The 24,405-nt window shown below is 64.9% G+C and carries 24 protein-coding genes and 1 pseudogene; 6 read left to right on the forward strand and 19 right to left on the reverse strand.

Going from position 1 to position 24,405, the window contains the following annotated elements; genetic code table 11:
* Nucleotides 1-20: 20 nt before the first annotated feature.
* Complete coding sequence (locus ACTUWL_RS34490; protein ID WP_021081230.1) at nt 21-305, forward strand: DUF1488 family protein; 285 nt, start codon at nt 21-23, stop codon at nt 303-305.
* Here ACTUWL_RS34490 and ACTUWL_RS34495 read toward each other — a convergent pair.
* From ACTUWL_RS34495 to yajC, 5 genes are read right to left on the reverse strand one after another with little or no spacing between them, the layout of a single operon-like run.
* Entirely contained in the window at nt 302-1,165 is an 864-nt protein-coding gene (locus ACTUWL_RS34495; RefSeq protein WP_021081229.1) for a phytoene/squalene synthase family protein, read from the reverse strand. The genes ACTUWL_RS34490 and ACTUWL_RS34495 overlap by 4 nt on opposite strands.
* Nucleotides 1,162-1,545, reverse strand: a complete 384-nt coding sequence (locus tag ACTUWL_RS34500; protein WP_021081228.1) for an Mth938-like domain-containing protein — start codon at nt 1,543-1,545, stop codon at nt 1,162-1,164. Before ACTUWL_RS34500 ends, ACTUWL_RS34495 begins: the two co-directional genes overlap by 4 nt.
* 6 nt (nt 1,546-1,551) lie before the next feature.
* The gene (gene secF / locus ACTUWL_RS34505; protein ID WP_021081227.1) at nt 1,552-2,586 is read right to left on the reverse strand and encodes a protein translocase subunit SecF; all 1,035 of its coding nucleotides are present in this window, start codon (nt 2,584-2,586) and stop codon (nt 1,552-1,554) included.
* Nucleotides 2,587-2,596: 10 nt separating this feature from the next.
* Nucleotides 2,597-4,201, reverse strand: coding sequence for a protein translocase subunit SecD (gene secD, locus ACTUWL_RS34510; RefSeq protein WP_021081226.1), 1,605 nt, complete (start codon nt 4,199-4,201; stop codon nt 2,597-2,599).
* A 41-nt stretch (nt 4,202-4,242) separates the two neighbouring features.
* Complete coding sequence (gene yajC / locus ACTUWL_RS34515; protein ID WP_021081225.1) at nt 4,243-4,599, reverse strand: preprotein translocase subunit YajC; 357 nt, start codon at nt 4,597-4,599, stop codon at nt 4,243-4,245.
* A 191-nt stretch (nt 4,600-4,790) separates the two neighbouring features.
* Here yajC and ACTUWL_RS34520 point away from each other — a divergent pair, with 191 nt between their 5' ends.
* From ACTUWL_RS34520 to ACTUWL_RS34530, 3 genes are all read left to right on the forward strand, one after another.
* Nucleotides 4,791-5,765 carry an ATP-binding protein gene (locus ACTUWL_RS34520; protein ID WP_021081224.1) on the forward strand — a complete coding sequence of 325 codons (975 nt, stop codon included), beginning with the start codon at nt 4,791-4,793 and terminating at the stop codon, nt 5,763-5,765.
* A 67-nt stretch (nt 5,766-5,832) separates the two neighbouring features.
* Nucleotides 5,833-6,306, forward strand: coding sequence for a hypothetical protein (locus ACTUWL_RS34525; RefSeq protein WP_021081223.1), 474 nt, complete (start codon nt 5,833-5,835; stop codon nt 6,304-6,306).
* Between the two features lie 418 nt (nt 6,307-6,724).
* Nucleotides 6,725-8,287: a porin gene (locus tag ACTUWL_RS34530; RefSeq protein ID WP_168470989.1), complete on the forward strand. Its 1,563-nt coding sequence runs from the start codon at nt 6,725-6,727 to the stop codon at nt 8,285-8,287.
* Between the two features lie 176 nt (nt 8,288-8,463).
* Here ACTUWL_RS34530 and ACTUWL_RS34535 read toward each other — a convergent pair whose 3' ends face one another.
* Together ACTUWL_RS34535 and ACTUWL_RS34540 are read right to left on the reverse strand one after the other, a co-directional pair.
* Nucleotides 8,464-9,828, reverse strand: a complete 1,365-nt coding sequence (locus ACTUWL_RS34535) for a LysM peptidoglycan-binding domain-containing M23 family metallopeptidase (RefSeq protein ID WP_021081221.1) — start codon at nt 9,826-9,828, stop codon at nt 8,464-8,466.
* Between the two features lie 110 nt (nt 9,829-9,938).
* On the reverse strand, nt 9,939-10,595 hold the full coding sequence (locus ACTUWL_RS34540; RefSeq protein WP_021081220.1) for a protein-L-isoaspartate(D-aspartate) O-methyltransferase: 657 nt from the start codon (nt 10,593-10,595) through the stop codon (nt 9,939-9,941).
* Between the two features lie 370 nt (nt 10,596-10,965).
* Here ACTUWL_RS34540 and ACTUWL_RS34545 point away from each other — a divergent pair, with 370 nt between their 5' ends.
* Nucleotides 10,966-11,343 (forward strand): response regulator, encoded by a 378-nt coding sequence (locus tag ACTUWL_RS34545; RefSeq protein WP_021081219.1) that lies wholly within the window; start codon nt 10,966-10,968, stop codon nt 11,341-11,343.
* A 9-nt stretch (nt 11,344-11,352) separates the two neighbouring features.
* On the opposite strand, the gene surE is transcribed toward ACTUWL_RS34545, so the two are convergent.
* From surE to ACTUWL_RS34605, 12 genes and pseudogenes are all read right to left on the reverse strand, one after another.
* Nucleotides 11,353-12,120: a 5'/3'-nucleotidase SurE gene (gene surE / locus ACTUWL_RS34550; protein WP_021081218.1), complete on the reverse strand. Its 768-nt coding sequence runs from the start codon at nt 12,118-12,120 to the stop codon at nt 11,353-11,355.
* A 79-nt stretch (nt 12,121-12,199) separates the two neighbouring features.
* Entirely contained in the window at nt 12,200-13,087 is an 888-nt protein-coding gene (locus ACTUWL_RS34555) for a hypothetical protein (RefSeq protein WP_021081217.1), read from the reverse strand.
* Nucleotides 13,088-13,103: 16 nt separating this feature from the next.
* Nucleotides 13,104-14,435 carry a serine--tRNA ligase gene (serS, locus tag ACTUWL_RS34560; protein ID WP_021081216.1) on the reverse strand — a complete coding sequence of 444 codons (1,332 nt, stop codon included), beginning with the start codon at nt 14,433-14,435 and terminating at the stop codon, nt 13,104-13,106.
* 203 nt (nt 14,436-14,638) lie between these two features.
* The gene (gene tatC / locus ACTUWL_RS34565) at nt 14,639-15,439 is read right to left on the reverse strand and encodes a twin-arginine translocase subunit TatC (protein WP_021081215.1); all 801 of its coding nucleotides are present in this window, start codon (nt 15,437-15,439) and stop codon (nt 14,639-14,641) included.
* Nucleotides 15,436-15,957: a Sec-independent protein translocase protein TatB gene (gene tatB, locus ACTUWL_RS34570; protein WP_021081214.1), complete on the reverse strand. Its 522-nt coding sequence runs from the start codon at nt 15,955-15,957 to the stop codon at nt 15,436-15,438. The genes tatC and tatB overlap by 4 nt, the downstream gene beginning before the upstream one ends.
* Nucleotides 15,958-16,118: 161 nt before the next feature.
* Nucleotides 16,119-16,352: a twin-arginine translocase TatA/TatE family subunit gene (locus tag ACTUWL_RS34575; protein WP_021081213.1), complete on the reverse strand. Its 234-nt coding sequence runs from the start codon at nt 16,350-16,352 to the stop codon at nt 16,119-16,121.
* Nucleotides 16,353-16,532: 180 nt separating this feature from the next.
* Nucleotides 16,533-17,420 (reverse strand): annotated as a pseudogene (scpB, locus tag ACTUWL_RS34580) (SMC-Scp complex subunit ScpB); the annotation flags it as partial.
* Nucleotides 17,421-17,442: 22 nt separating this feature from the next.
* Complete coding sequence (locus tag ACTUWL_RS34585) at nt 17,443-18,264, reverse strand: segregation and condensation protein A (RefSeq protein ID WP_021081211.1); 822 nt, start codon at nt 18,262-18,264, stop codon at nt 17,443-17,445.
* Nucleotides 18,261-19,283, reverse strand: coding sequence for a beta-N-acetylhexosaminidase (nagZ, locus tag ACTUWL_RS34590; protein WP_021081210.1), 1,023 nt, complete (start codon nt 19,281-19,283; stop codon nt 18,261-18,263). The genes ACTUWL_RS34585 and nagZ overlap by 4 nt, the downstream gene beginning before the upstream one ends.
* Nucleotides 19,284-19,329: 46 nt before the next feature.
* Complete coding sequence (locus tag ACTUWL_RS34595) at nt 19,330-20,796, reverse strand: SPOR domain-containing protein (RefSeq protein WP_035652780.1); 1,467 nt, start codon at nt 20,794-20,796, stop codon at nt 19,330-19,332.
* A 118-nt stretch (nt 20,797-20,914) separates the two neighbouring features.
* Complete coding sequence (gene argS, locus ACTUWL_RS34600) at nt 20,915-22,711, reverse strand: arginine--tRNA ligase (protein WP_035652777.1); 1,797 nt, start codon at nt 22,709-22,711, stop codon at nt 20,915-20,917.
* 9 nt (nt 22,712-22,720) lie between these two features.
* Entirely contained in the window at nt 22,721-23,929 is a 1,209-nt protein-coding gene (locus ACTUWL_RS34605; RefSeq protein ID WP_021081207.1) for a deoxyguanosinetriphosphate triphosphohydrolase, read from the reverse strand.
* Nucleotides 23,930-24,068: 139 nt separating this feature from the next.
* Between ACTUWL_RS34605 and erpA the strand changes: the two genes are divergently transcribed.
* Nucleotides 24,069-24,398 (forward strand): iron-sulfur cluster insertion protein ErpA, encoded by a 330-nt coding sequence (gene erpA, locus ACTUWL_RS34610; RefSeq protein ID WP_021081206.1) that lies wholly within the window; start codon nt 24,069-24,071, stop codon nt 24,396-24,398.
* Nucleotides 24,399-24,405 lie beyond the last annotated feature (7 nt).

Genomic DNA, 24,405 nt, shown 5'->3' on the forward strand with positions numbered 1-24,405 from the left:
GCGCTCAAGGGACGAGCTTAATGCCACTCACCCGTGGCCGTATCGGGGGATATGATGCCGAACGTCTCGCGTTCGGCTTCACCATGATGAACGGCGACCAGGAAGTTGAATGCCAGATCAGCGACGCTGCAATGGACGAGCTCGCCGGCACGCGTGGAACTGCGAGCATGGCGCGACAAGCCCAGTTCGTTGCGCTGCGCGACGCGGTCGAGCAGATCGCATCCGACATCTATGACAGCGGCCCGATGGTCAAGGGCGTAACGGTCCGCATCTTCACCAAGCACATCGCGAAAGCGAGGAGCTAGCTGCCGAACTCCTCGGTGCGCGCGGCTCGCCACAATGTCCACAGCGTGCGCAGGCGCGAGACCGGCTTCGGCAGGAACGGATCGTTGTCGGCCCTCCTCATCCGGTTGAGCTCGCGCCTGACGTGAGCGAGCGGCAGGAAGATCGGCCGCACGCCGGATGGCACGTCCGCAAGCAGCCCGAATGCGGTCTTGAGATGGCTTTGCGCCTCGTCCGCTAGCTGGTCGATCGCAGCGCGGATGTTCGGCGTCGGCTTGCCGGCAAACACCTCTTCCTTGCTGCTGCCGTGCTGCTGCAGCAGCGGGAGCGGCAGGAACAGTTGCTGCCGCGATGCGTCGCGGCCCAGGGCCGCGATGACCTGCGCCATGCCCTGGGCAAGGCCGGCATGGCGGGCCAGGTGATCGATCGCCTCCGATGGCCGCGCCATCACGCGCGTCGCCTGCGAGAACAGCGCCGAGGCCGTGGCGTCGAGATAGCCTTCGAGTGCGACCAGCGACGGCATCGGATCGTTGTAGAGATCGAACTGGTGCTCCTCGACCAGCTGTGAGAACGGCGAGACCGGCAGGCGGTGATTGCGGATCGCATACAGCAGCTCTGCCGCGACCGGATTGCCCTCGACGCCGCCGTGCCCGGCGCCTGCCAGCATATCGGTCCACCATTGCAGCCGCATCTCGCCGGGCAGCGGCTGGCTGACCTGCTCGTGCACGCGCGAGACCTCGATGTTGAACGCGTAGATCGCGAGCAGCGCCCGGCGCTCCGGACCTGGCAGGAACAAGGTCGACGCGTAGCGCACGAAGTCATGGGTCCGCACCAGATCGGCGCAGAAGGCCGCGCCATCCCTCGGCGCCTCCGTCGCGCTCATGGCACCGCGATCAGCGCCGCCGCGACCCGGCGCCGCTCGCCCAGCATGATGTTGTAGGTGCGGATCGCGGGACCGGTCTGCATAGGGTCGAGCACGACGCGGACCGCACGCAAGGCCTCGCGCAGGCCCTTCGGCGGCACCCAGACCTCGGTGCCGGTGCCGACGATCAGCGTGTCGATCGCGTTGGCGGCCGCGAACACCTTCTGCAGCGAATATTCGTCGATGTCCTGCGGCCTCGTGACCGGCCAGGCCCAGATCGAGTCCGGCAGGCACAGCAGCGAGCCGCGATGCGACATATCGGCAAACGCGAAGCCGCCCTTGCCGTAGGCCTCGATCGGCGCCGACCTCGGAAGATGGGGAGCGTCCGAGGGGTTGCTCATGACCGGCTACTTCTTGGCTGCCGCCGTGTCCGGCTTCTTGGCCGGCGCATCCTGCGCCTCACCTCGCGTGGTGTGGACGCCGAGATAGATCAGGATCGGCGCCGCGATGAAGATCGAGGTGTAGGTGCCGACCAGCACGACGCCGAACATCATCACGGCGGTGAAGCTGTGGATCGCCTGGCCGCCGAACAACAGCAGAGCGAGCAGCGCGAGCGTCACGGTAACGTGGGTGATGATCGAACGCGACAGCGTCGAATTGATCGATTCGTTCAAGAGCTGCGGCATCGGCATCTTCTTGTAGCGCCGCAGCATCTCGCGGATGCGGTCGTAGATGACGACGGTGTCGTTGAGCGAGTAGCCGAGAATCGTCAAAAGCGCCGCGATGCTGGTGAGGTCGAAGTCGACCTGGGAGATCGACATGAAGCCGATCGTGAGCACGATATCGTGGACGTTGGCGATCATGGCGCCGAGCGCGAACTGCCACTCGAAGCGGAACCAGAGGTAGATCAGGATGCCGACGATCGCGAGCATCAGGCCGAGCATGCCGTAGGCAAGCAGCTCGCCGGAGACGCGCGGCCCCACCACTTCGACGCGGCGGTAGTCGACGGTTTCGCCGAGCGCGCCGCGGATCTTGCCCACCGCGTCCTGCTGCGCCTTGTCGCCGCCCGGTTGTTCGGCGACGCGTATCTGCACGTCGCCCTCGCCCGAGCCGCCGAGTTGCTGCAACTGCACCTCGCCGAGACCAAGGCCGTTCAGGGTCGTGCGCATCGCGGCGATATCTGCAGTGCCGGACTTGGCCCGCACCTCCAGCAGCGTGCCGCCCTTGAAGTCGATGCCGAAATTCAGGCCGTGGGTGAAGAACAGCGTGATGGCAAGGATCGAGAGCAGCGCCGAGATCGGGAAGCTGATGCGGCGAAAGCGCGTGAAGTCGAAATGTGTGTCGTCGGGGACGATGCGCAGCGACGGCAGCAGGCCGAGCGCCGCGACCACGGTCAGCACGGCGATCAGGATGCCAAGGCCAATGAGAACGGTATGGGTCACGAAAGGCCTCTCAGATCGGCACGGTTTGCGGCCGCTTCCACCGCACCCATGCGGCGACGATCAGGCGCGTCATTGTGAAGGCGGTGAACACCGTGGTGATGATGCCGATGCCGAGCGTCACGGCAAAGCCGCGCACCGGCCCGGTGCCGATGTAGAACAGCACGGCGGCGGCGATGAAGGTGGTGATGTTGGAGTCGAGGATGGTCGCCAGCGCCCGCTTGAAGCCGGCGTCGATCGCCGAGATCGCGTTGCGGCCGCCGCGCAGTTCCTCGCGGATACGCTCATAGATCAGCACGTTGGAGTCGACCGCGATGCCGACGGTGAGCACGATGCCGGCGATGCCGGGCAAGGTCAGCGTGGCGTTGAGCAGCGACAGCAGCCCGAAGATCATGGCGACGTTGATTGCGACAGCAATGTTGGCGAACACGCCGAACAGCCGGTAGGTGAGCAGCATGAACACGATGACCAGGATCGAGCCGACATAAGCGGCGAGCTCGCCCTTCTCGATCGAGTCCTGCCCGAGGCCGGGACCGACGGTGCGCTCCTCGACCACGGTCAGCGGCGCCGGCAGCGCGCCGGCGCGCATCAGGATCGCCAGATCATTGGCCGACTGCACGGTGAAGCTGCCGGAGATCTGGCCCTGTCCGCCGGTGATCGGCTCACGAATCACGGGCGCCGAGATCACCTTGTTGTCGAGCACGATCGCAAACGGCTGGCCGACATTGTCCGCCGTCGCCTGTGCGAATTTGCGCGCTCCCGACGTGTTGAACTTGAAGCTGACGATCGCCTCGCCGGTGCGCTGGTCGAAGCCGGGTTGGGCGTCGGAGAGTTCGCCGCCGGAGACCAGGACCTGCTTCTTGACGACATACGGAACCGGCGGCGGCGCCGCGCTCATCAGGAGCTCGGAGTCCGGCGGCACCCGGCCCTGCTGGGCCTGGTCAGGCGACACCGAGGTGTCGACCATGCGGAATTCCATCTTTGCGGTCCTGCCGAGCAGATCCTTCAGATGGGTCGGGTCCTGCAGACCCGGCACCTGCACCAGGATGCGGTCGGTGCCCTGACGCTGGATCACAGGCTCGACGGTGCCGAGCTCGTTGACGCGGCGCTCGACGATCTGGATCGACTGTTCGATGGTCTTGCGCATCCGCTCGATCATCGCGGGCTGCGACACGGTCAGGCGGATCAGGCCGCCCCCGGCATCGGTCACGTCAACGTCGCGCTGGCCGCTGGAGCCGAGCAAGCCGCCGATCGGCTGCGCGACCTCGCGAAGTTTGGTGATCGCCGCGGGAACATCGCTTTCCTTCGCGATCCGGGCCTCGACGGCGTCGTTGCGGATCGTGATGCCCCCGGTGAAACCGATCCTGGCGTCACGCAGCGCCTTCCTGGTGTCGTCGCGAACCTGCTCGAGCTTCTCCTTCTTCACGTAGTTGGAGTCGACCTCGAGCAGCAGATACGAGCCGCCCTGCAGATCGAGGCCCAGGACGAGGCGCCGCTGCGCCCAGGCCGGCCAGGTCTTCACCTGCGCTTCGGGGAAGAAATTGGGCACGGCGCACAGGCAGACCACCAGCGCTGTCAGGATGATCCCCAGCGCTCGCCACCGCGTGAAATACAACATCGAATTGACCTGTCAGGTTCGGCAAAAGGCTTCCGCGGCGATCAGCTCGCGGATGCCTCGTCCTTGGCGTCGCCCTTCGCCGGCTCACCCTTGGTCCGCACGCCCGAAATCATCTGCCGCATCTGCCGCACGCGGACGCCGTCCGAAATCTCGAACTCGATCTGGTCGTCATCGACCACCTTGGTCACCTTGCCGACGAGGCCGCCCGAGGTCACCACGGTATCGCCTCGGCGGATGTTCTTCACGAGGTCCGCATGGTCGCGCACCTTCTTCTGCTGCGGGCGTAGAATCAGGAAGTACATGATGACGAAGATCAGCGCGAATGGCAGCAGCGACATCAACATGCTGTTGGTGTCACCACTTGCTCCAGCCTGAGCAAACGCAGGAGTAATCAGCATTCGGACGATCCTCGGATAAGACGGGAAAGAACCGGCAGTGCCCTCGACCTTCGGGGCGGTATGGCGGTCCGGACAAATTCGCGCGGACTATAGCGGCCGCGGTCCCAATTGCAACGTTAACGGACCTTCATTTAGGGCGCTTGCGGGACCGCCGCCAGCCCGATAAGGCTGCGCCGTCAGGAACTGGACAAATGCCGAAAAAAGCCAAAAAAACAACCAGCAAAACCGCCCCCAAAACTGCCGCCAAGCGAGCCGCAAACGCCGCGACAAAACGCCCGGTCATGCCGCTCGATGGCGCCACCGCCGAGCGGATCGCGAACGCCCTCGAGACCATCGCAAGCCGCCTCGCGGCCGCCTCCCCGGCTGCCGCCGATCCAGCCGAGTCGCTCGGCGCCGCGGACGCCTTCGTCTGGCACCCGGACGGCCGCCTGGCCCCGGTGCCGCGCGTCAGCCGAGTCGAGATCGGGCTGCTCAAGGGCGTCGACCGGATGCGCGACATCCTGATGGAGAATACCGAGCGCTTCACCAACGGACTGCCCGCCAACAATGCGTTGCTGTGGGGCGCCCGCGGCATGGGCAAATCGTCGCTGGTGAAGGCGGCGCACGCCACAATCAATGCCGACCGCAAGCCGGCCGACCGGCTGAAGCTGATCGAAATCCACCGCGAGGACATCGAGAGCCTGCCCGGCCTGATGGAGCTTTTGCGCAGCTCTCCGTTCCGCTGCATCGTGTTCTGCGACGACCTGTCCTTCGACGGCAACGACGCCTCCTACAAGTCGCTGAAGGCGGTGCTGGATGGCGGTATCGAAGGCCGCCCCGACAACGTCATCCTCTATGCGACCTCAAATCGGCGCCACCTCCTGGCGCGCGAGATGATCGAGAACGAACGCTCGACCGCGATCAATCCGGGCGAAGCGGTCGAGGAGAAGGTGTCGCTGTCGGATCGCTTCGGCCTCTGGCTCGGCTTCCATCGCTGCAGCCAGGACGAGTACCTCGCGATGGTGAAGGGCTATTGCGCCCATTACGGCATCAAGATCGCCGAGGACGAGCTCGAGCGCGAGGCGCTCGAATGGTCGACCACGCGCGGCTCGCGCTCCGGCCGCGTTGCCTGGCAGTACACACAGGAACTCGCCGGACGGCTCGGCGTGCGGCTGAGCGGGGCATAGCGCAAGCGAGCGCTTTGATCGAACCGCGGGCCTTCTGAATTCGGCGCGGCATGGCTACACTCGCCCCATGCCGGCCGACCCCAGCACGACTGCAAGACGATGTGGCGAGTGCACCGCTTGCTGCGACGGCTGGCTGAAGATCCGGATTCGCGACCACGACGTCCATCCGGGGCAGCCGTGCCCGTTCAGCAGCGCGGGCCGCTGCACGATCTACGCCGAGCGTCCGGTCGATCCCTGCCGGAATTTCGTCTGCGGCTGGCTGACGCCGACAAGTCCGCTGCCCGACTGGATGCGTCCCGACAGGTCCGATCTCATTTTCCTTCCCGCGAGCTTCGTCTGGCGGACGATCCCCGTCGATGTCGCGGTCGCCGTCGGCACGCGCCCGAAGGAAAAGGCGCGTGCCTGGCTCGAAGCCTTCAGCCGTGACATGCGGCGGCCGCTGCTGCTGCAATCCGACGGCGAATGGCACGCGCATGGGCCACCGCAATTCCTGCGCGAAATGGTCGAGCGGATCTCAGCCGGCCTTGATCCGACGCGGTAATATTGAACCATCAATGGCGTCCATTCTTGCCCGAAATTGGCATTCATTATCCCAATTTCACTGCGTGATGTTGCGTTGCGGTCATAACTTGTCAGCAACACTGACACAGTTTGCAAAGAGTAATTGCATCAATAACTTCAGCTCCAAGCAAGTAAGTGAAATTTTATTCCCAAAACTGCTGTGCGACAATTGATGCACTGCAACAGTATTATAGTACCCATTATGTCACACGACGTGTTTATCATCTTCAGGCCACTCCACACCCGTGTATCTGGCATTTCGTATACCTTAGGCTTTCCGACCGTTTGCAGCCTCGGCACCCCGCCGAGGCAATTGGCAAATGGGGGAATGAATGAAGAAAAGACTTCTCGCAGGAACAGCATCCGCAGCGGTGTGCCTGGCGCTCATGCAAGGTCCGATGCAAGCGGCGACGCTCGACGACGTCATGGCGCGTCTTGATGCACTCGAACGAAACAATGCGAAACTCGCCAAGGAGAACGCTCAACTCAGGGACCGCGTGAACCACATCACGAGCCACCCCGTTCCTCCCGCAACCGCGGCAGCAACGCCCAAGGGCAATCCGGTCCAGCACGCGGCCGTGGCCCCCTCCCCGACGCCACCTGCTCCCGAACATGCAGTCGTCAGCATCGGTGGCGCACCGCTCTATACCAAGGCGACAGGCACCAATGCCTTCGTCGACAACACCACCGTCACGCTCTACGGCCACGTCGACCTCTCGGGCGACTTCTTCAACGCCGGTGTGTTCGATCAGGGCAACAAGTTCGGCGTTGCGAGCAACCTCACTTACTTCGGCGTTCGCGCCCGGCACAATCTCGAGCCGTACGGCTTCGCAGGATGGGCCGCCGTGGCCCAGTTCGAATCGCTGGTCGAGGTCGCCGCAACGCCGACCGAGCGCGCCGCGTTCGGCACCCGCGACAGCTTCATCGGCATGGAAACGCCGTGGGGCGCCATCAAGGCCGGCAAGGCCGATACGCCGTACAAGAAATCGACCGCGAAGTTCGATCCGTTCTCGGCCACGCTTGCTGACTACAATTCGATCATGGGCAACACCGGCGGCGACCTGCGCGCCGAGTTCGATTGGCGCGCGGCGCACGCAGTCTGGTACGAGTCGCCGATCTGGAACGGCTTCCAGGCAACCTTGATGGCTTCGCCGGGACAGAACACGGCGCGCGACAACAGCGATTTCGCGCTCGGCGACTTCAACTGTCCCGCCACGTCCTCCCGCGGCAGCGGCAGCGGCTTCCCGCTGACCGCGGCGCCTGAGGGCTGCACGGACGGCTCGTACGGCAACCTCTACAGCGCGTCGCTGACCTACAATCAGGGACCGTTCACCGCAGTCGCAGCCTATGAGCTGCATGAGGGCACCAACCGCACCGGCGACGAGGCGGTGACGCCGCTCAGCACCGGCGGCGTGCTGATCGTGCCGCCCGGGGCGGTCGGCATCGCCAACGAATGGGCCGCGAAGCTCGGCGCCGGCTATGGGTTCAACGACGGCATCGGCAAGCTGCAACTCTACGGCATCTATGAGGTCATGCGCCGCGAGCACACCGTTGCCGACTTCAACGAGCGATCGCGCGACGGCTATTTCATCAGCGCCACGCAATCGGTCGGCGCCTGGGACGTCAGCGCGTCCTGGGCCCACGCCAACGCCTCGCCCGGCTCGCCGGGGACCGGCGTGTTCAACAACTACACCGTCACGCCGGCGGCCGGCTCGGCGGACTTTGCGCTCAACAGCGTGGACAGCAGCGCCGATCAGTATGCGGCAGGCGTCAAGTACCACTTCAGCCCGTTCGCAACCTGGTATCTCGTCGGCAGCTATCTGCGCAACGGCCCCGGCGCGCATTACTGCCTCGGCGTGAGCGGTCACGGCTATGGCGTGTGCGGTCGCGACGCCAACAACAACGTGGTCGCCGGCAACAAGGCAAGTGCGGTCACGACCGGCATGACCTTCGACTTCTAAAGCGCGATGAGATTGGGTTGAATCGTCATCGCGCTTTAGCTCCTTGTTTGAGCATGATCTTTTCGGAAAACCGCTTCGCACTTTTCCGGATCATGCTTTAGCCCAAAACAAAACGGGGGAAGCTTGCGCTTCCCCCGTTGTCTTTGTTGTGAGACTTGGAAGTCCCGGCGCGTCGCTTACGCGCCGTTGAGGAACTGGAGCGGATCGACCGGAGACGATCCCTTGCGAATTTCGAAATGGAGCTGCGGCGAGCCGGCCTCGCCGGTCTGGCCCGACTTGGCGATTACCTGACCGCGCTTGATGGTGTCGCCGCGCTTGACCAGGACCTCGCTCGCATGGGCGTAGGCGGTGACGTAGCCATTGGAATGGCGAACCAGCACGAGGTTGCCGTACCCCTTCAGTTCGTTGCCCGAATAGGCGACGACGCCGTCTTCGGCGGCCTTCACCGGCGTGCCCTCGGGCACCGCGACGTTGATGCCATCGTTGACCTTGCCGTTGGTCTTCGAGCCATAGGCGGTGATCACCTTGCCGCGCACCGGCCAGCGGAAGGTCGGCAGCGCACTGGTGGTCTCGGCCGGCTTGGCCGCCGGCGTCTCCGCGACGGCTGCGGGCTGCTCGACACTGGCGGTCGGCTGAACCAGCCGGGCACTCTGCTGCGGCAACGCACTGGCGACCACCCGCGGGGCGGCCACGGCCGGGGCCGGAACCGCCGTAGCCACCGGTGCAGCGGCAATAGGTTGCGCAACCGGCGCGGGAGCCGCCATCGCGGTCTTGGCGCCGGGCACCACGAGCTTCATGCCGAGGCCGAGCCTGGCCGACTGATCGAGGTTGTTGGCACGGGCGAGCTCGGCCACCGGGATATGGTGCTGGCGCGCGATGCTGTGCAGCGTATCGCCGCGATTGACATAGTGGACGCCGGCAGGCGCGGCCGCCACCGCGACGGGCCGCGTGGCAGGCGCGGCCATTGCAGGTGCCGCGGCAACCGCTCCTGGACGCGGAATGATCAGCTGCTGGCCGGGCGACAGCGCGCGCGGTCCCTTGTAGCCGTTGGCACGCAGGATCTCGGCGGTCGAGACATTGTAGCGGCGCGCAAGGACGTCGAGCGTGTCGCTGGTGCCGACGATGATGGTGGTGCCGCCATGCGCTGCGGCGACCGAATGCGGCACGCTTCCGGTGGCTTCGATCTGCGGGCGTGCAGGCGGCGGGGTGTAGGACGAAAGCCCACGGCCTCCGCCGGAGACGCCGCCTCCGGCGACCGGATAGGATTGCGGCGCCGCAACGGGCGGCGGCAACGGCTGCGACTGATACTGCGAATATTGCGGTTGGGTCCGCGGCCGCGCGTATTGCGGCAGTTCGCGCGGCGCCTGCTGCACAGTGCCGGTCGGCTGCGGATCGAACGCAAACGGATTTTGTGAATAGGAGTTTTGCGAGAAGCGCGACGACATATCGGCGCTGCAACCGGCAAAAGCCATGGACATCAGCGCCAGCACCGCAACCTGCGGTACGCGACGCGAGCGAAGCAACTCAACTACCCCAGACATGGTTACTCACTCGTACGCAACAAAAGACTGTTTTGAGTAAACACGTCGCGAGTAAATAACCGCTTAACCCTGCGAATAAGGCGTTGGTGCCAAGCAGCAAATCGCCGAATTCACAATTCGCGCGCGATTCCCGGCAGCGCCGGCACAAAGCGGACGTCGACCAGCTCCTTGCGATCGAAGCCGTTCTCGGTCCGCACCACGCGGATCAGGGTCTGGGTGCCTTGATGCGGCCCGACCGGGGCGATCAGGATGCCGCCCGGATCGAGCCGCTCCAGCAGCTTCTCCGGGATCTGCTCCATTGCCGCGGTTATGATGATGCGGTCGAAATCGCCCGCGCCCGGGGGAACGTCGAAGCCGTCGCCGAGCAGCACCTCGATGTTGTAATAGCCGAGCTTTTCAAGGCGCTCGCGCGCGCTATCCGCCAGTGTCCGGTAGCGCTCGATGGTCAGCACCTGCTTGCAGAGCCGGGACAGGACCGCCGCCTGATACCCGGAGCCGGTGCCGATCTCGAGCACGCGGTGGTCCTTCTGCAACTGCAGCTGCTCGGTCATGTAGGCCACGACGAAGGGTTGGCTGATGGTCTGCCCGCAGGCGATCGCAAGCGCGCTGTCGCGATAGGCCTCGTTGCGATCGCGCGGATCGACGAACATCTCGCGCGGCACCTCCTCCATGGTACGCAGCACCGCCTGATCGCTGACCCCTCGCCGCCGTAGGGTGAGCTGAAACATCATCTTCTCGGTGGGGTCGGGCTTCAGGGCCATGTTCATCAGCGTCTCTGGGCAGCAGCGCGGAATCTTGCTCCTGCTAGATGACATTGAATTCCGAAATACCGCGTTAAGGAAAAATTTCCCGTCACCTTTTGTTCCCGGTCAGGAACCGGCGCTCCGATTCGTCTTGGCGCCGATCCGCAAGCTTCCCATATAATCGGTAGCGACGCGCTGATAGCACCACGATGCGCGGGCGGCGGTTGAGCCGTTGTCCCCGCCCAAAGTCTGGACGAATCTCGCGCAACGAGTCAGTCAGGACGATCAGGCGACGCAGCGGCGCGTGCCGGAAACCGACTAATCCTCAAACGTTTGCATTGCGCCCTGTAGTGTTATTTGCGAGCCTATTTCAGGGACGGGCAAGGATTCCATCATGACAGCGATACGGCCGGCGGGCTGTTCAGTTTTCCTCGTGGAGGACGAGGTCATGATCCGGATGATGGTCGCCGATATGCTGGAAGAGCTCGGCCATAGTGTCGCGGCCGAGGCCGGCGAAATCGGCGAGGCGGTCAAGCTCGCGCAATCGACCGAATTCGACCTCGCGATCCTCGACGTCAACGTCAATGGCAAGGTCATCACGCCGGTCGCCGAGTTGATCAACGCCCGCAACCGCCCGTTTATCTTCGCGACCGGCTACGGCTCATCCGGCCTGCCCCCGGAATATCGCGACCGGCCGGCGCTGCAAAAGCCCTTCCAGCTGGAAACACTGGCCCAGGCGATCTCCAGCGCGATGCGCAGCGCGCCGGTCTAGGTCACGAGATCACTTCAGCGTATCGACCAGCGTTTCCGAAAACACCTCATCGGTGCGATCGAGCCGCAACGGCGTCACCGAAACGTAGCGCGCAGCAAGCGCGGCAAGGTCGGTGCCCTCGGCCGGCGTATCCATCATCGCGGCGCGCTCGAAGCCGATCCAGAAATATGGATTGCCGCGTCCGTCGTGACGGCGATCGATCTTCAGAAAGCCCTGATTGCGCTTGCCCTGCCGCGTGATCCGGATGCCCTTGACATCATCAGGCATGCAGGACGGGAAGTTGACGTTGATCACCGTGTTCCTGGGCACGCCGGCGCCGATCACCTTGCGGATGATGTCGGGTCCGAACTTCAGCCCGGTGTCCCACAGCGGCGCGTTGCGCGTCTCGATCGAGAATTCCTGCGACAACGCGAATGACGGAAAACCCAGGATGGTGCCTTCCAGCGCGCCGGCGATGGTGCCGGAATAGACCACGTCCTCGGCGACGTTGCGGCCCTTGTTGACGCCGCTCAGCACGAGATCGGGCAGCTTGTCACCGAGGATGTGACGCGCGCCCATGATGACGCAATCGGTCGGCGTGCCACGCACCGCGAAATGGCGCGGGCTGACTTCGCGCAGCCGCAACGGATCGTTGAGCGACAACGAGTGGGAAACGCCGGATTGATCGAGCTCGGGGGCAACGATCCAGACGTCGTCGGACAGGGCACGTGCGATCTGCTCAATGACTTTCAAGCCCGGAGCGTTGATGCCGTCATCATTGGTGCAGAGAATTCGCATCCGTCAAAGTGCCTCTTGTTCTGATTCGACGCCGGTTTCTTGAGTTGCGGCTTCTTGCGTTGACTGCCGTCTTAACCGGCTAGGGCCGCCGAGGCAAACCCGACGAAGGCCCGCGCCAACTCGCCGACGTCACGCGCCACGGCTGCAGAAACTTGCCGCTGCCGGCAATCTTGCGGTCGAATACCGGCCAGGCCGGCTTCCGAATGCTCTTTATCACGGGTACCAGCGGCGGCAGCTCAAGCTTTCTCGCCGGCGCCTGAGGCAGATCGCCCTTGAGAGCTTCTGGCCTGACCGGCTCGGGCTCCGGAGATTCAAGCTTGGGAGCCTCCCGTTGCGCAGGCTCAGCGTAGGCAGGCTCCGTCTTGGCAGGTTCAGCTTCGGCGGGTTCAGCTTCAACCTTGGGCGTTTCGACCCTGCGCGCTTCAGGCCGGGGCGGCTTCGGAAGCTCCGATTTGAGGGGCTCGGATCCGACGGGTTCGACATTGCGAGGCTCAAGCGTCGGCGTCTCAGGCATGCGCGTGTCAGGCCTGGTCGTTTCAAGCTTGGGCGACACAGGTTGCTGCGGCGGCGCGGGTGCCACCTCGGCCGGCCCAGCGACCGGCGGCGGCGCAGCCGATTTCGATTTCAGCCGCGCCAGCAATTCCTCGATCGAGGGCACCGACGCTGCGTCAAGGTGAGTGCGCGGCGCCGCCGGACGGACCGGAGACGGCGGTGCGGCAACCGCTGCCGGCGGCGGCCAATCGGCCGGCGCCAATTGGGCGAATTTGCCGCGCGCGATCTCCAGCGCCTTGTCGAAGTCGGGCCGGTCGATCCACGCCTTCGATTGCACCTCGCTGACGCGGGCTTCCCACAAGCGCGCGGCCTCGATGTCGTAGTAGCCCATCTGCTTCTGATTGATCAGTTGCAGACCATGGCCGGTGACGGCCCATTGTCGACCAAGCCAGTGGATGTCACGGTGGAGCGGCATCGCACTGGCCCTCGCTCTACATGCCGTGCTCGATGACCTTGAGCCCGCCCATATAGGGCTGCAGCACATCGGGTACCGCGATCGAGCCATCCTGCTGCTGGTAGGTCTCCATGACCGCGATCAAGGCGCGGCCGACCGCCGTGCCGGAGCCGTTCAGCGTATGCACGAAGCGCGGCTTGCCGTCGGGACCGCGGTAGCGCGCATCCATGCGGCGGGCCTGGAAGTCGCCGCACACTGAGCAGCTCGAGATCTCGCGATACGCGCCACCGTCGCCCTGCCCCGGCATCCAGACCTCGATGTCGTAGGTCTTCTGCGCGGAGAAGCCCATGTCGCCGGCGCACAGCGTCATCACGCGATAGTGCAGGTCGAGACGGCGCAGCACTTCCTCGGCGCAGGACAGCATGCGCTCTAGCTCGTCCTTGCTGGCTTCCGGCGTCGTGATCGACACCAGCTCGACCTTGGTGAACTGGTGCTGCCGGATCATGCCGCGGGTGTCACGGCCGGCTGCACCCGCCTCGGCTCGGAAGCACGGCGTCAGCGCGGTGAGCCGCATCGGCAGCTCCTTCTCGTCGAGGATGGATTCGCGCGCGAGGTTGGTGAGCGACACTTCGGCGGTTGGAATCAGGCCGAGCCGCTCGCTGCGCAGATCGGCATTCGGCGTCGCGAGCAATTCGCCCTTGATCGCCCAGAACTGGTCGTCCTCGAATTTCGGCAACTGGCCGGTACCGAACATCACGGCGTCGCGCACCAGCAGCGGCGGGTTGATCTCGGTGTAGCCGTGCTCGCCGGTGTGCAGGTCGAGCATGAACTGCCCGATCGCGCGTTCGAGCCGCGCCAGTCCCTTCTTCAGCACGACGAAGCGCGCGCCGGACAGTTTGGCCGCCGCCTCGAAATCCATGGTGCCGAGCGCGGTGCCGAGATCGTCATGCAGCTTCGGTGCAAAGCCGTAGTCGCGCGCTTTGCCGAACACGTGGTGCTGAACGTTGCCGTGTTCATCGGTGCCGTCGGGCACCTCATCGAGCGGCAGGTTGGGAATCGACGAGAGCTCTCTGGTCAGCTCGTCATCGGCCGTCTTTGCCGCCGCCTCGAGCTCCGGCATCGTGGTCTTCAGCTCGGCGACCTCGGCCATCAGCTTCGCCGCACGCGCCTCGTCTTTGGCCTTCTTCGCGTCGCCGATCTCCTTGGAGGCCGCATTGCGTCGCGCCTGGGCCTGCTCGGAGGCCAGGATCGCCGCACGCCGCCTCTCGTCGATCGCCAGCAGCGACGGCGACAGCGCCCCAAGTCCGCGGCGCTTCAGGCCGGCGTCGAAGGCTGTCGGGTTGTCGCGGATCGCTTTGATGTCGTGCATGGGAGTCGGGGTCCTAACGTCGCACTTGCAGATACCGTTGTATGTCAACGTTTTGCAGCGTGCCTCAACTAGCACAACTGTCATCGCCCGCGAAGGCGGGCGATCCAGTATTCCAGAGACGTCAGTGCGTCACCGAGCGGCGCCAGCGTACTGGATACCCCGCTTTCGCGGGGTATGACAGCGGATGTGCGGCCTGAACCGCCCTACTCGGCGGGGTTGGTCGCCGACGGCGCAGTCGACGAGGTGGTCGCTGCCTTCTTCTCCACGATCCGGACCGCGACGATGGCGCCCTCATAGAGCGCGAGCAGCGGGATCGCCAGCGAGGCCTGGCTCAACACGTCGGGCGGCGTCAGCACCGCAGCGATGATGAACGCGATCACGATGAAGTAGCGCCGCTTCTCCTTCAGCATCTTCGAGGTGACGATGCCGATGCGACCGAGCAAGGTCAGGATCACCGGAAGCTGGAAGGCGATCCCGAAGGCGAAGATCAGCGACATCATCAGCGAGAGATACTCGCCGACCTTGGGCAGCAGCTGGATCTGCGCGGTCTCCGCGCCGGCGGTCTGCTGCATGCCGAGCGAAAAACGCGTCAACATCGGGAAAACCACGAAGTAGACCAGCATCGCGCCCATCACGAAGAAAATCGGCGTGGCGATCAGATACGGCAGGAAGGCATTGCGCTCGTGCTTGTAGAGCCCAGGCGCCACGAACATGTAGACCTGTCCGGCGACGATCGGGAACGAGATGAAGGCGGCCCCGAACATTGCGAGCTTGAGCTGGGTGAGAAAATACTCCAGCAGCGCCGTGTAGATGAATTTCGAATTCTCCGGTCCCGCCACCCAGATGAACGGCCAGACCAGGACATTGAAAATCTGCTTGGCAAAGAAGAAGCAGATGATGAAGGCCACGGCAAAGCCGAGCAGCGCCTTGATCAGCCGCGAGCGCAGCTCGATCAGGTGATCCATCAAGGGGGCCTTGGAGGCCTCGATGTCTTCGGCGCTCATGACGCCCTCGCGTCCTTGAGCACGTCGGGCTGTGCCGGGGTGACGTCGTGCGGCGCAGGCTCGGGCTTCACTTCATTGGTGATCGCGAGCGGTTCGCCGGCGGCCGCGTGCGTCTCGGCCTCGACGAAGGTTTCCGGCGTCGGCTCGGCCGGCGTTGTGGGCGTCACCGGTGCGTCGCTTGACGTCACCGGTGCGTCGATTGCGGAAGCGACCTGCGCATCGACCGGCTTGTCGATCTGCAGGGCGTCGGTGACGTCCTTCTGCAGCGAGGTCATGATGTTGCCGCTGGTGATGCCGGTTGCGGCTTCCCTGACCTCATCAAAACTCTTCTTGAGGTCGGCCATCTCGGCCTCGCGCATGGCTTCCTGGAACTGGCCCTGGAATTCGGCGGCCATCTTGCGCGCCTTGCCCATCCATTGTCCGACCATGCGCAGCACGCCCGGAAGTTCTTTCGGGCCGATGGCGATCAGCGCGACGACCGCGATGACGACCAGTTCACTCCACCCGATATCGAACATGAATTGTTCCGCCTAAGCGCGCCGCCATCGGCCCCATCGCTCCCAACAGGATGTGGGGCCGCCGGCGCCTTTTCTCAATCGGCGTCCATAGCGCGTCTGTGCGACGGCGTCACCGTTTCGCGCGAAGAAAAACGTCGAAAATACACGTCAGTACAAGCGCCTTAGACGGCCTTGCTGCCGACGTCCTGGCGCGCTGCCGACGGCGCCGCATTGTGATCGATCGCCTTGGTGGGCTCGGTCTTGTCTGCGACCTTGTCGTCGTCCTGCATGCCCTTCTTGAAGGCCTTGATGCCCTGGGCGACGTCACCCATCAGGTCCGAAATCTTGCCGCGTCCGAACAGCAGCAGGACCACTGCGATCACGACGATCCAGTGCCAAATGCTAAGCGAACCCATCCTGCAACCCTCCAGAAATGGCCGGCGGACCGGCCTGAACATGGCCGGAAGTTAGGCCCGCGGGGTGTCAAAAACAAGGACCTCTGCCGCGGCAAATCGCTGTCGCGGCTACGTAATATTGCTAGGCTTAACCGGGAATATTCCGCCCTATTCGCCCTTCTCGGCGCCGTCGTGATCGCCCGCGTCGTCAGCGCGATCGTCCGGCTCGTCGGCGTCGGGTTCATCGGCATCGGGCTCGGCAGTGTCAAGCTCGCCTGCCTCTGCCTCACTGACCACCTCGGCTTCGGTCTCGGCCGTCGCTTCAACCTCGGTAGCGGCCTCGGTTTCGGCCTCGACCTCAGCCGTCGGTTCCTTGGCCTCCGGCTCGACGGCCGGGGCCAACAGCAGTTCCAGTGTATCGCCGGGCTCGAGCGGCTCCTCATCCTCGCGCAGCGTCGCATCGTCAGATGGCGACGGAACGGAGAATCCGGTCGGCAGCCGCGAATCGAGCAGGCCGGTGCCCTTGAGTTCCTCGAGCCCCGGCAGGTCGCCGAGCGCTTCCAGGCTGAACTGCGACAGGAAGCCGTCGGTGGTTCCGAAGGTCAGCGGCCGGCCCGGCGTCTTGCGGCGGCCGCGCGGGCGAATCCAGCCGGTTTCCAGCAGCACGTCGATGGTTCCCTTCGACGTCACCACGCCGCGAATCTCTTCGATCTCGGCGCGGGTCACCGGCTGGTGGTAGGCGATGATCGCCAGCACCTCGATCGCCGCGCGCGACAGCTTGCGGGTCTCGGTGCTCTCGCGCGTCATCAGCCACGACAGATCGCCCGCGGTACGGAACGTCCACTTGTTCGCCACCTTCACCAGGTTGACGCCGCGCGGCGCATATTCCGCCTGCAACTGTGCCAGCGCCTGCTTGATGTCGACGCCGTCAGGCATGCGCTTGGCCAGCGTTGCCTGATCGATCGGCTCGGCCGATGCGAACAACAGGGCTTCAAGGAGCCGCAATTCCTCAGGCCGCGCCACCGGATGATCCATCGGAGAAACCTCCTCCTCGGGCTCGTCTCTGCGCACTTCCGCCAAGCTTGCCATCGGCCTGCTCTCCTTCTTCCACTTACTCAACCGACAGGTCGGGCGCAGCCATTGCGGCTTGCGCTGGACGCTTTCGGAAATAGATCGGCGCGAACGCCTGCTTCTGGTTGATTTCCATCTCACCCTCGCGAACCAGTTCGAGGGCGGCGGCGAAGCTCGATGCGAACACCGTCGCCTTCTGGGTGGGATCGGCGACGTAGCTCATCAGGTACTCGTCGAGGCAGCTCCAGTCCTCGGCGATGCCGACCAGCCGCTCCAGCGAGGCGCGCGCTTCCGCAAGCGACCACACCGTCCGCTTGGCCAGATGCACCGACGTCAGCACCCGCGACGCGCGCTGCGTGGCATAGGCCGACAGCAGGTCGTACAGCGTCGCGGTGAACTTCGGATGCTTGATCTCGGCGATCGATTCCGGATTGCCGCGCGGGAAGATATCGCGCTGGAACTGCGGCCGGTTCATCAGCCGGTTCGCCGCCTCACGGATCGCCTCGAGACGACGCAACTGGTTGGCAAGCGCGGTCGCCATTTCCTCGGCGCTCGGCCCCTCAGCGGTCGGCGGTTCCGGCAGCAGCAGCCGCGACTTCAGGAAGGCGAGCCAGGCTGCCATCACCAGATAGTCGGCGGCGAGTTCGAGGCGGATCTTGCGCGCTGCCTCGATGAACGAGAGATACTGGTCGGCGAGCGCCAGGATCGAGATCTTCGACAGGTCGACCTTCTGCTGCCGAGCCAGCGTCAGCAGCAGGTCGAGCGGGCCCTCGTAGCCCTCGACGTCGACCACCAGCGCCGGTTCGCCATCAGCAAGGTCGGCCGGCCGCCCGGTATCGAACGATAGAATTTCAGCGGTCATGCCGTCCCTACCCGATCCAACAACGCATCCAGTTCAGCCCGCGCCGCCTGCCGGTCCAGCGGCTCCGGCTGCTTCCGCACAGCGAGCGCAGCCTTGGCGCGCTCAAGCGCCTTGCCGGTCAGTTCCGGCGTTTCCCGCGCGACTTCGCGCATCTCGTCGAGATTGCCGTTGCAGTGCAGGATCATGTCGCAACCGGCGCTGACGATGGCGCGGGTCCGCTCGGCAATCGATCCGGCCAGCGCATTCATCGACACGTCATCACTCATCAACAAACCCTGAAACCCGATCAGGCCGCGAATCACCTGTTCGATGATTGTCGCAGAAGTCGTCGCCGGATGGACGGGGTCCAGCGCGCTAAACACAACATGTGCAGTCATGGCCATCGGCAAGTCCGCCAGCGGCTGGAACGCGGCGAAATCGGTCCGTTCCAGCTCATCTCTGGCTGTATCGACCGTTGGAAGCCGGAAATGGCTGTCCGCCGTGGCCCGGCCATGGCCGGGGATGTGCTTGAGAACCGGCAGCACGCCGCCCTGTTCCAGCCCATCCGTGACCGCACGCGCGATCGCCGCGACCTTGCCCGGTTCGGTTCCATAGGCTCGGTTGCCGATCACTGCGTCCGCCCCGGCGACGGGAACGTCGGCCAAAGGCAGGCAATCGACTGATATTCCGAGGTCGATCAGGTCGGCCGCGATCAGCCGCGAGCTGAGCCGCGCCGCGGCAAGGCCGAGCTTCGGGTCGATGTCGTAGAGCGCGCCGAAGCTCGCGCCGGGCGGATAGACCGGCCAATGCGGAGGGCCGAGCCGTTGCACCCGCCCGCCTTCCTGGTCGATCAGAACCGGGGCTTCGGCCATGCCAGCCGCTTTCCGGAGTTCCCCAATAAGAGCCGCCACTTGGGCCGGACTCTCGATGTTGCGCTTGAACAGGATGAAGCCCCATGGCCGCTCGGCGCGAATAAATTCGCGTTCAGCGTCGTTGAGGATCAGGCCGGATACGCCCGTGATGAATCCGCGGTTCGTCATTCGGCCGATTAGGCCGTATGCGGCTCACGGGTCAAGGAAACGGCCGTTAATTTCTTTGGATGAGGCACTGCGGCCCACCGGCCGACATCAGGCTTTTGCACAGCTGGCTCGCCTCTTCCGACGACGCGAACGGGCCCGCGAAGGCGCGGTAATAGACGCCCTTCTCACCGAGATCGACGCGTTTGACCACCAAAGGCTGCGAACCGAGCACGCTGCGATATTTGCCCTGCAGCGTTCGATAGGACGACTGCGCGTCGGCCTCGTTCTTCTGCGACGACACCTGCACCAGGTATCCGCCACCACCGACCGAGGCCGTCGAGGTCGACGCGATTCGGGTCGGAGGTGCGGCGGGCGCAGGGTCGGGCTGGCCGCCCGGAGTCAGCGACATCGGCGCGTTCACACTGGCATTGGCTGCCGACGGGTTGCCGCGCGACACTGGAGGCTTCGCTGCGGCCGGCTTGGCCGGCGCGGCGGCCGCAGCCTGTGCGCCGTCAGGCGAATCGCCCTTGACCGACAACGTCCGGACCTTGCGCGGCTCATTGTTCGGCAGGGTCCCGTTCGCGGCGATCGGCGCCGGCGCGGGCTGCGCCGTCTGCACGCTGGCGGCGGGCGGCGGATTCGCATTGGCGTTCAGCGCCGGAAACACCACGCGCGGACCGGCGGTCTTCGAATTGACGTCGACCGGGGTCTCCTCGCGCGACACGATCTTCTCGGTGCCGTCCCCCGTCGCCATGCGGTCCGGCGTCTTGGCCGGCGCATCGGCCTGGGCCGGCAACACCTTGGTCGGCGTATTGTCAGCCTTGATGATCGGCGGTTCGCCCGTTCGGGGCGAGCCGACATAGTTGCGATAGGCGAGCGCGCCACCAGTGCCGACCACCGCGAGTGCCACGACCGCGGCGACCGTCATCAGGCCGCTGCTCCGCTTGCGCGGTTCGGGTTCTTCCTCATAGGCATCATAGGCGTAGGGATCGTCCGGATAGGACGGATCGCGCTGCAGATCCTGTTCACCGGCCTCCAGTTGGCCGTAGAGCGCGTCGTCATAGCGCGACGTATCGTGCCCCTGATCGTTGGCCTGATAATGCGGCTCCTCGTCGAAGGCCTCAGGCTGCCGGGGGGGCTCGACCGGCCGATAGGTCGCGACCGGCGCGGGCGCAGGCGGCTGTGCCTGCTGGGCCGCATAGCGGTGCAGCGGATGCACCGGCTTCGGTTGATAGTCCTGCTCCGGCTCTTCGTATTCGGTGTGCTGCACGGGCGGCGGCGGGGCCGCCTCCTGCCGCGCGCGCTGCATCCAGGGCGGCGGGCCTGCGGGCGGGGTCTCGTCCTCTTCCGCCTGCGGCTCATACTGTTGCGGCCGCGCATTGGCGCGCGACTGCAGCGGACGCGGCGGCGGCTTGTTGGCGGTGCCGAATGGATCCGTCTGGCCGATCAGCCGGGCCAGTTCAGCAAGCGGATCGCTGTCGGCCCTCGAGGCCGTGTCGGCGGAAAAATTTCGGTCCTGATATCGATCAGCCATCGTGATGATGCATCCCCTTCGGGACAGCGCCAAGATCGCCGGCACAGCCGGTCCGAACGAGTTGGCCCCTGCCAGATGCCCTCACAAATCCCCACTCGTGAGGGCCAAATGCCCCTGCCTACCGCATCTCGGTCGGAGCGTGGACGCCTAGAACAGCTAAGCCCGATGCCAGAACCGAGACGACGCCCTGAACCATTGCCAGTCGCGCCCTCGTGATCTCTGCATCATTATTGATAATGAAGCGTAAATAGGGCAAATCGCGCCCCTTGGTCCAAAGCGCATGAAATTCACTGGCCAAATCATATAGATAAAAAGCGATTCGGTGCGGCTCATGTGCCACCGCCGCGGCCTCGATCATCCGGGGATAAAGCGCCAGCCGCTTGAGCAAATCGAGCTCGGCCGGGTCGGTCAACCGTTCGACCGCAGCGCTCCGCAGATAGGCGAGCCGGGCCTCGTCGGACGTCGGCAGGTCCGGAACCGCTTCTTCCCGCGCATTGCGGAAGATCGAATGGCCGCGGGCGTGGCCGTACTGGACGTAGAAGACGGCATTGTCCTTGGTCTGCTCGATCACCTTGGCGAGGTCGAAATCGAGCACCGCGTCGTTCTTGCGGAACAGCATCATGAACCGCACGGCGTCGGAGCCGACCTCGTCGACGACTTCGCGCAGCGTGACGAATTCGCCTGACCGCTTCGACATCTTCACCGGCTCGCCGTCGCGCAGCAGCTTCACAAGCTGCACGATCTTGACGTCGAGTGTCGCCTTGCCCGCGGTCACCGCTTTCACGGCCGCCTGCATGCGCTTGATGTAGCCGCCGTGATCGGCGCCGAACACGTCGATAAGGTTGGTGAACCCGCGCTCGAACTTGTTGCGGTGGTTGGCGATATCGGACGCGAAGTACGTGTACGAGCCGTCCGACTTGATCAGCGGACGATCGACGTCGTCGCCATACGCGGTGGCGCGGAACAGCGACTGCTCGCGGTCCTCGTAATCCTCGACCGGCTTGCCCTTCGGCGGCGGCAGCCGGCCCTCATAGATGTCGCCCTTGGCGCGCAGGAAATCGATGGTCTCGGCGACCTTGTTGTTGCCCGAGGTGATCAGCGAACGCTCGGAGAAGAACACGTCGTGATGGATATTGAGCGCGGCTAGATCGCCCTTGATCATCTCCATCATCATGGCGATCGCCTTGTCGCGCACGATCGGCAGCCACGCGGCTTCGGTCATGTCGAGCAGCTTCTCGCCGTATTCCTTGACGAGCGCCTCGCCGACCGGCACGAGGTAATCACCGGGATAGAGCCCTTCCGGGATCGCGCCGATGTCCTGCCCCAGCGCCTCGCGGTAACGCAGGAACGCCGAGCGCGCGAGCACGTCGACCTGGGCACCGGCATCATTGATGTAATATTCGCGGCAAACGTCGAAGCCGGCGAATTGCAGCAGGCTGCACAGCGCGTCGCCGAACACGGCACCGCGGCAATGGCCGACATGCATCGGTCCGGTCGGATTGGCCGAGACGTATTCGACATTGACCTTCTCGGCCTTGCCGATGTCGCTGCGTCCGTAAGCGGAGCCGGCGGCCAGCACGGCGCGCAGCCCGTCTGCCCAGACCTGCGGCTTCAGGGTCAGGTTGATGAAGCCGGGCCCAGCGACATCGACCGAGGCCACCAGCGCGTCGGCGCGCAGCCGCGCGGCGATCTTGTCGGCGAGCTCGCGCGGCTTGGCCTTGGCGTCCTTGGCGAGCACCATCGCGGCATTGGTCGCCATGTCGCCATGGCTGGCATCGCGCGGCGGCTCCACCACGACGCGTGTGAGGTCGATGCCCGCGGGCCAGTTATCCTCGGCTCCGACCGCGGCACAGATCGCGTGCACGCGCGTCAGCATGTCGGCAAAAAGGTGTGGTGAAGCAGTGGTGTCGGCCATGGCAGGGCGCTAACGCAAATCCGGGGTCGAGTCAAAAAGCCTTTGGTGCTCGATCAGGGCGAAACGGTCGGTCATCCCGGCAATGAAATTGCCGATCCGCCTGTTCCGCGCGTTCGTGGTCTCCTGCACGCTGCCCTCGATCCATTCCGCCGGCAGGTCGCCGGGCGATTGCCGGTAGCGCTCGAACAGATTGCGGACCACCTGCTCCGCCTCCCGCATCACGATCATCACCCGCTGGTGGCGATACATCCGCCGGAACAGGAACGCCTTGATCGCCGCCTCCTGCTCCGCCACCTCGGCCGGAAACGCGATAAGCGGCGCATTGTGATGGCGCACGTCCTTGGCCGATTGCGGCCGGGCGGCCGCAAGGCGCCGGCTCGCCTCGTTGAAGACGGCATTGATGAAATGTGAGATCAGCTCACGTACCAGCTCGGCACCGCGCCGGACCTCATCGAGCCCGGGGTAATGGCGATCGATCTCGGCGATGATTTCAGCGGTCAGCGGCATCTCCTTGAGGTCGTCGACCGCGAACAGGCCGGCGCGCAGGCCGTCGTCGATGTCGTGCGCGTCATAGGCGATGTCGTCGGCGAAGGCGGCGATCTGCGCCTCGAGCGAGGCGTAGCTCCAGAGCTCGAGGTCGTAGGTCCTGTTGTAGTCGGCGATCCCGACCGGAAGGCCGCTGTCCAGGTAGCGGCCGGCCGGCGCACCGTTGCGTTCGGTCAGCGGGCCGTTGTGCTTGACGATCCCCTCGAGCGATTCCCAGGTCAGGTTCAGCCCCCCGAACTCGGGATAGCGGTGTTCCAGCAAGGTGACGACCCGCAGCGCCTGTGCATTGTGGTCGAAGCCGCCATCATCCTTGAGGCAGTCATCGAGCGCGCGCTCCCCGGCATGCCCGAACGGCGGATGGCCGAGGTCATGCGCGAGCGCCAGCGTCTCGGTCAGATCCTCGTCGACCCCGAGCTGGCGCGCCAGTGCGCGGGCGATCTGCGCCACCTCCAGCGAATGAGTCAGCCGGGTGCGGTAATGGTCGCCCTCGTGGAAGACGAAGACCTGGGTCTTGTGCTTCAGGCGGCGGAACGCGGTGGAATGGATGACCCGGTCGCAGTCGCGCCGGAACGGGCTCCGGGTCCGGCTCGGCGGCTCCGCGACCAGCCGGCCGCGGCTGTGGTCGGGGTCGCAGGCATAAGGCGCGCGGGGGGCAGCCATTCCGACCGACACAGTATTTTAGTCCTTATCCATTTGATTCCATGGTCCGACGCACTTAACTATGCCTGAGGCGGCTGACCAAATGAATTGGCTATGACGCCGGGCATGATCCGATCCGACCATGCCTCGAATCAAGGTTTCGGAGACCGATATGACTGCTGCCATCACCGTCAGCGAACGGGCCGCCCGCCGGATCGGGCAGATCCTCAGCAAGGAAGGCGACGGCGCCAAGCTGCGCATTTCGGTCGAGGGCGGCGGCTGCTCCGGTTTCCAGTACAAGTTCGACGTCGAGCGCACCCAGGCCGATGACGACCTCGTGATCGAGCGCGACAGCGCCGTGGTGCTGATCGATCCCGCCTCGGTCCCGTTCCTCGCGGGTTCGGAGGTCGACTTCGTCGACGATTTGATCGGCGCCTCGTTCCGCGTCGTCAATCCGAACGCCACCGCCTCCTGCGGCTGCGGCACCAGCTTCTCGATCTAACCGCCGC

This window comes from Bradyrhizobium sp. WCU1, from assembly GCF_053474805.1.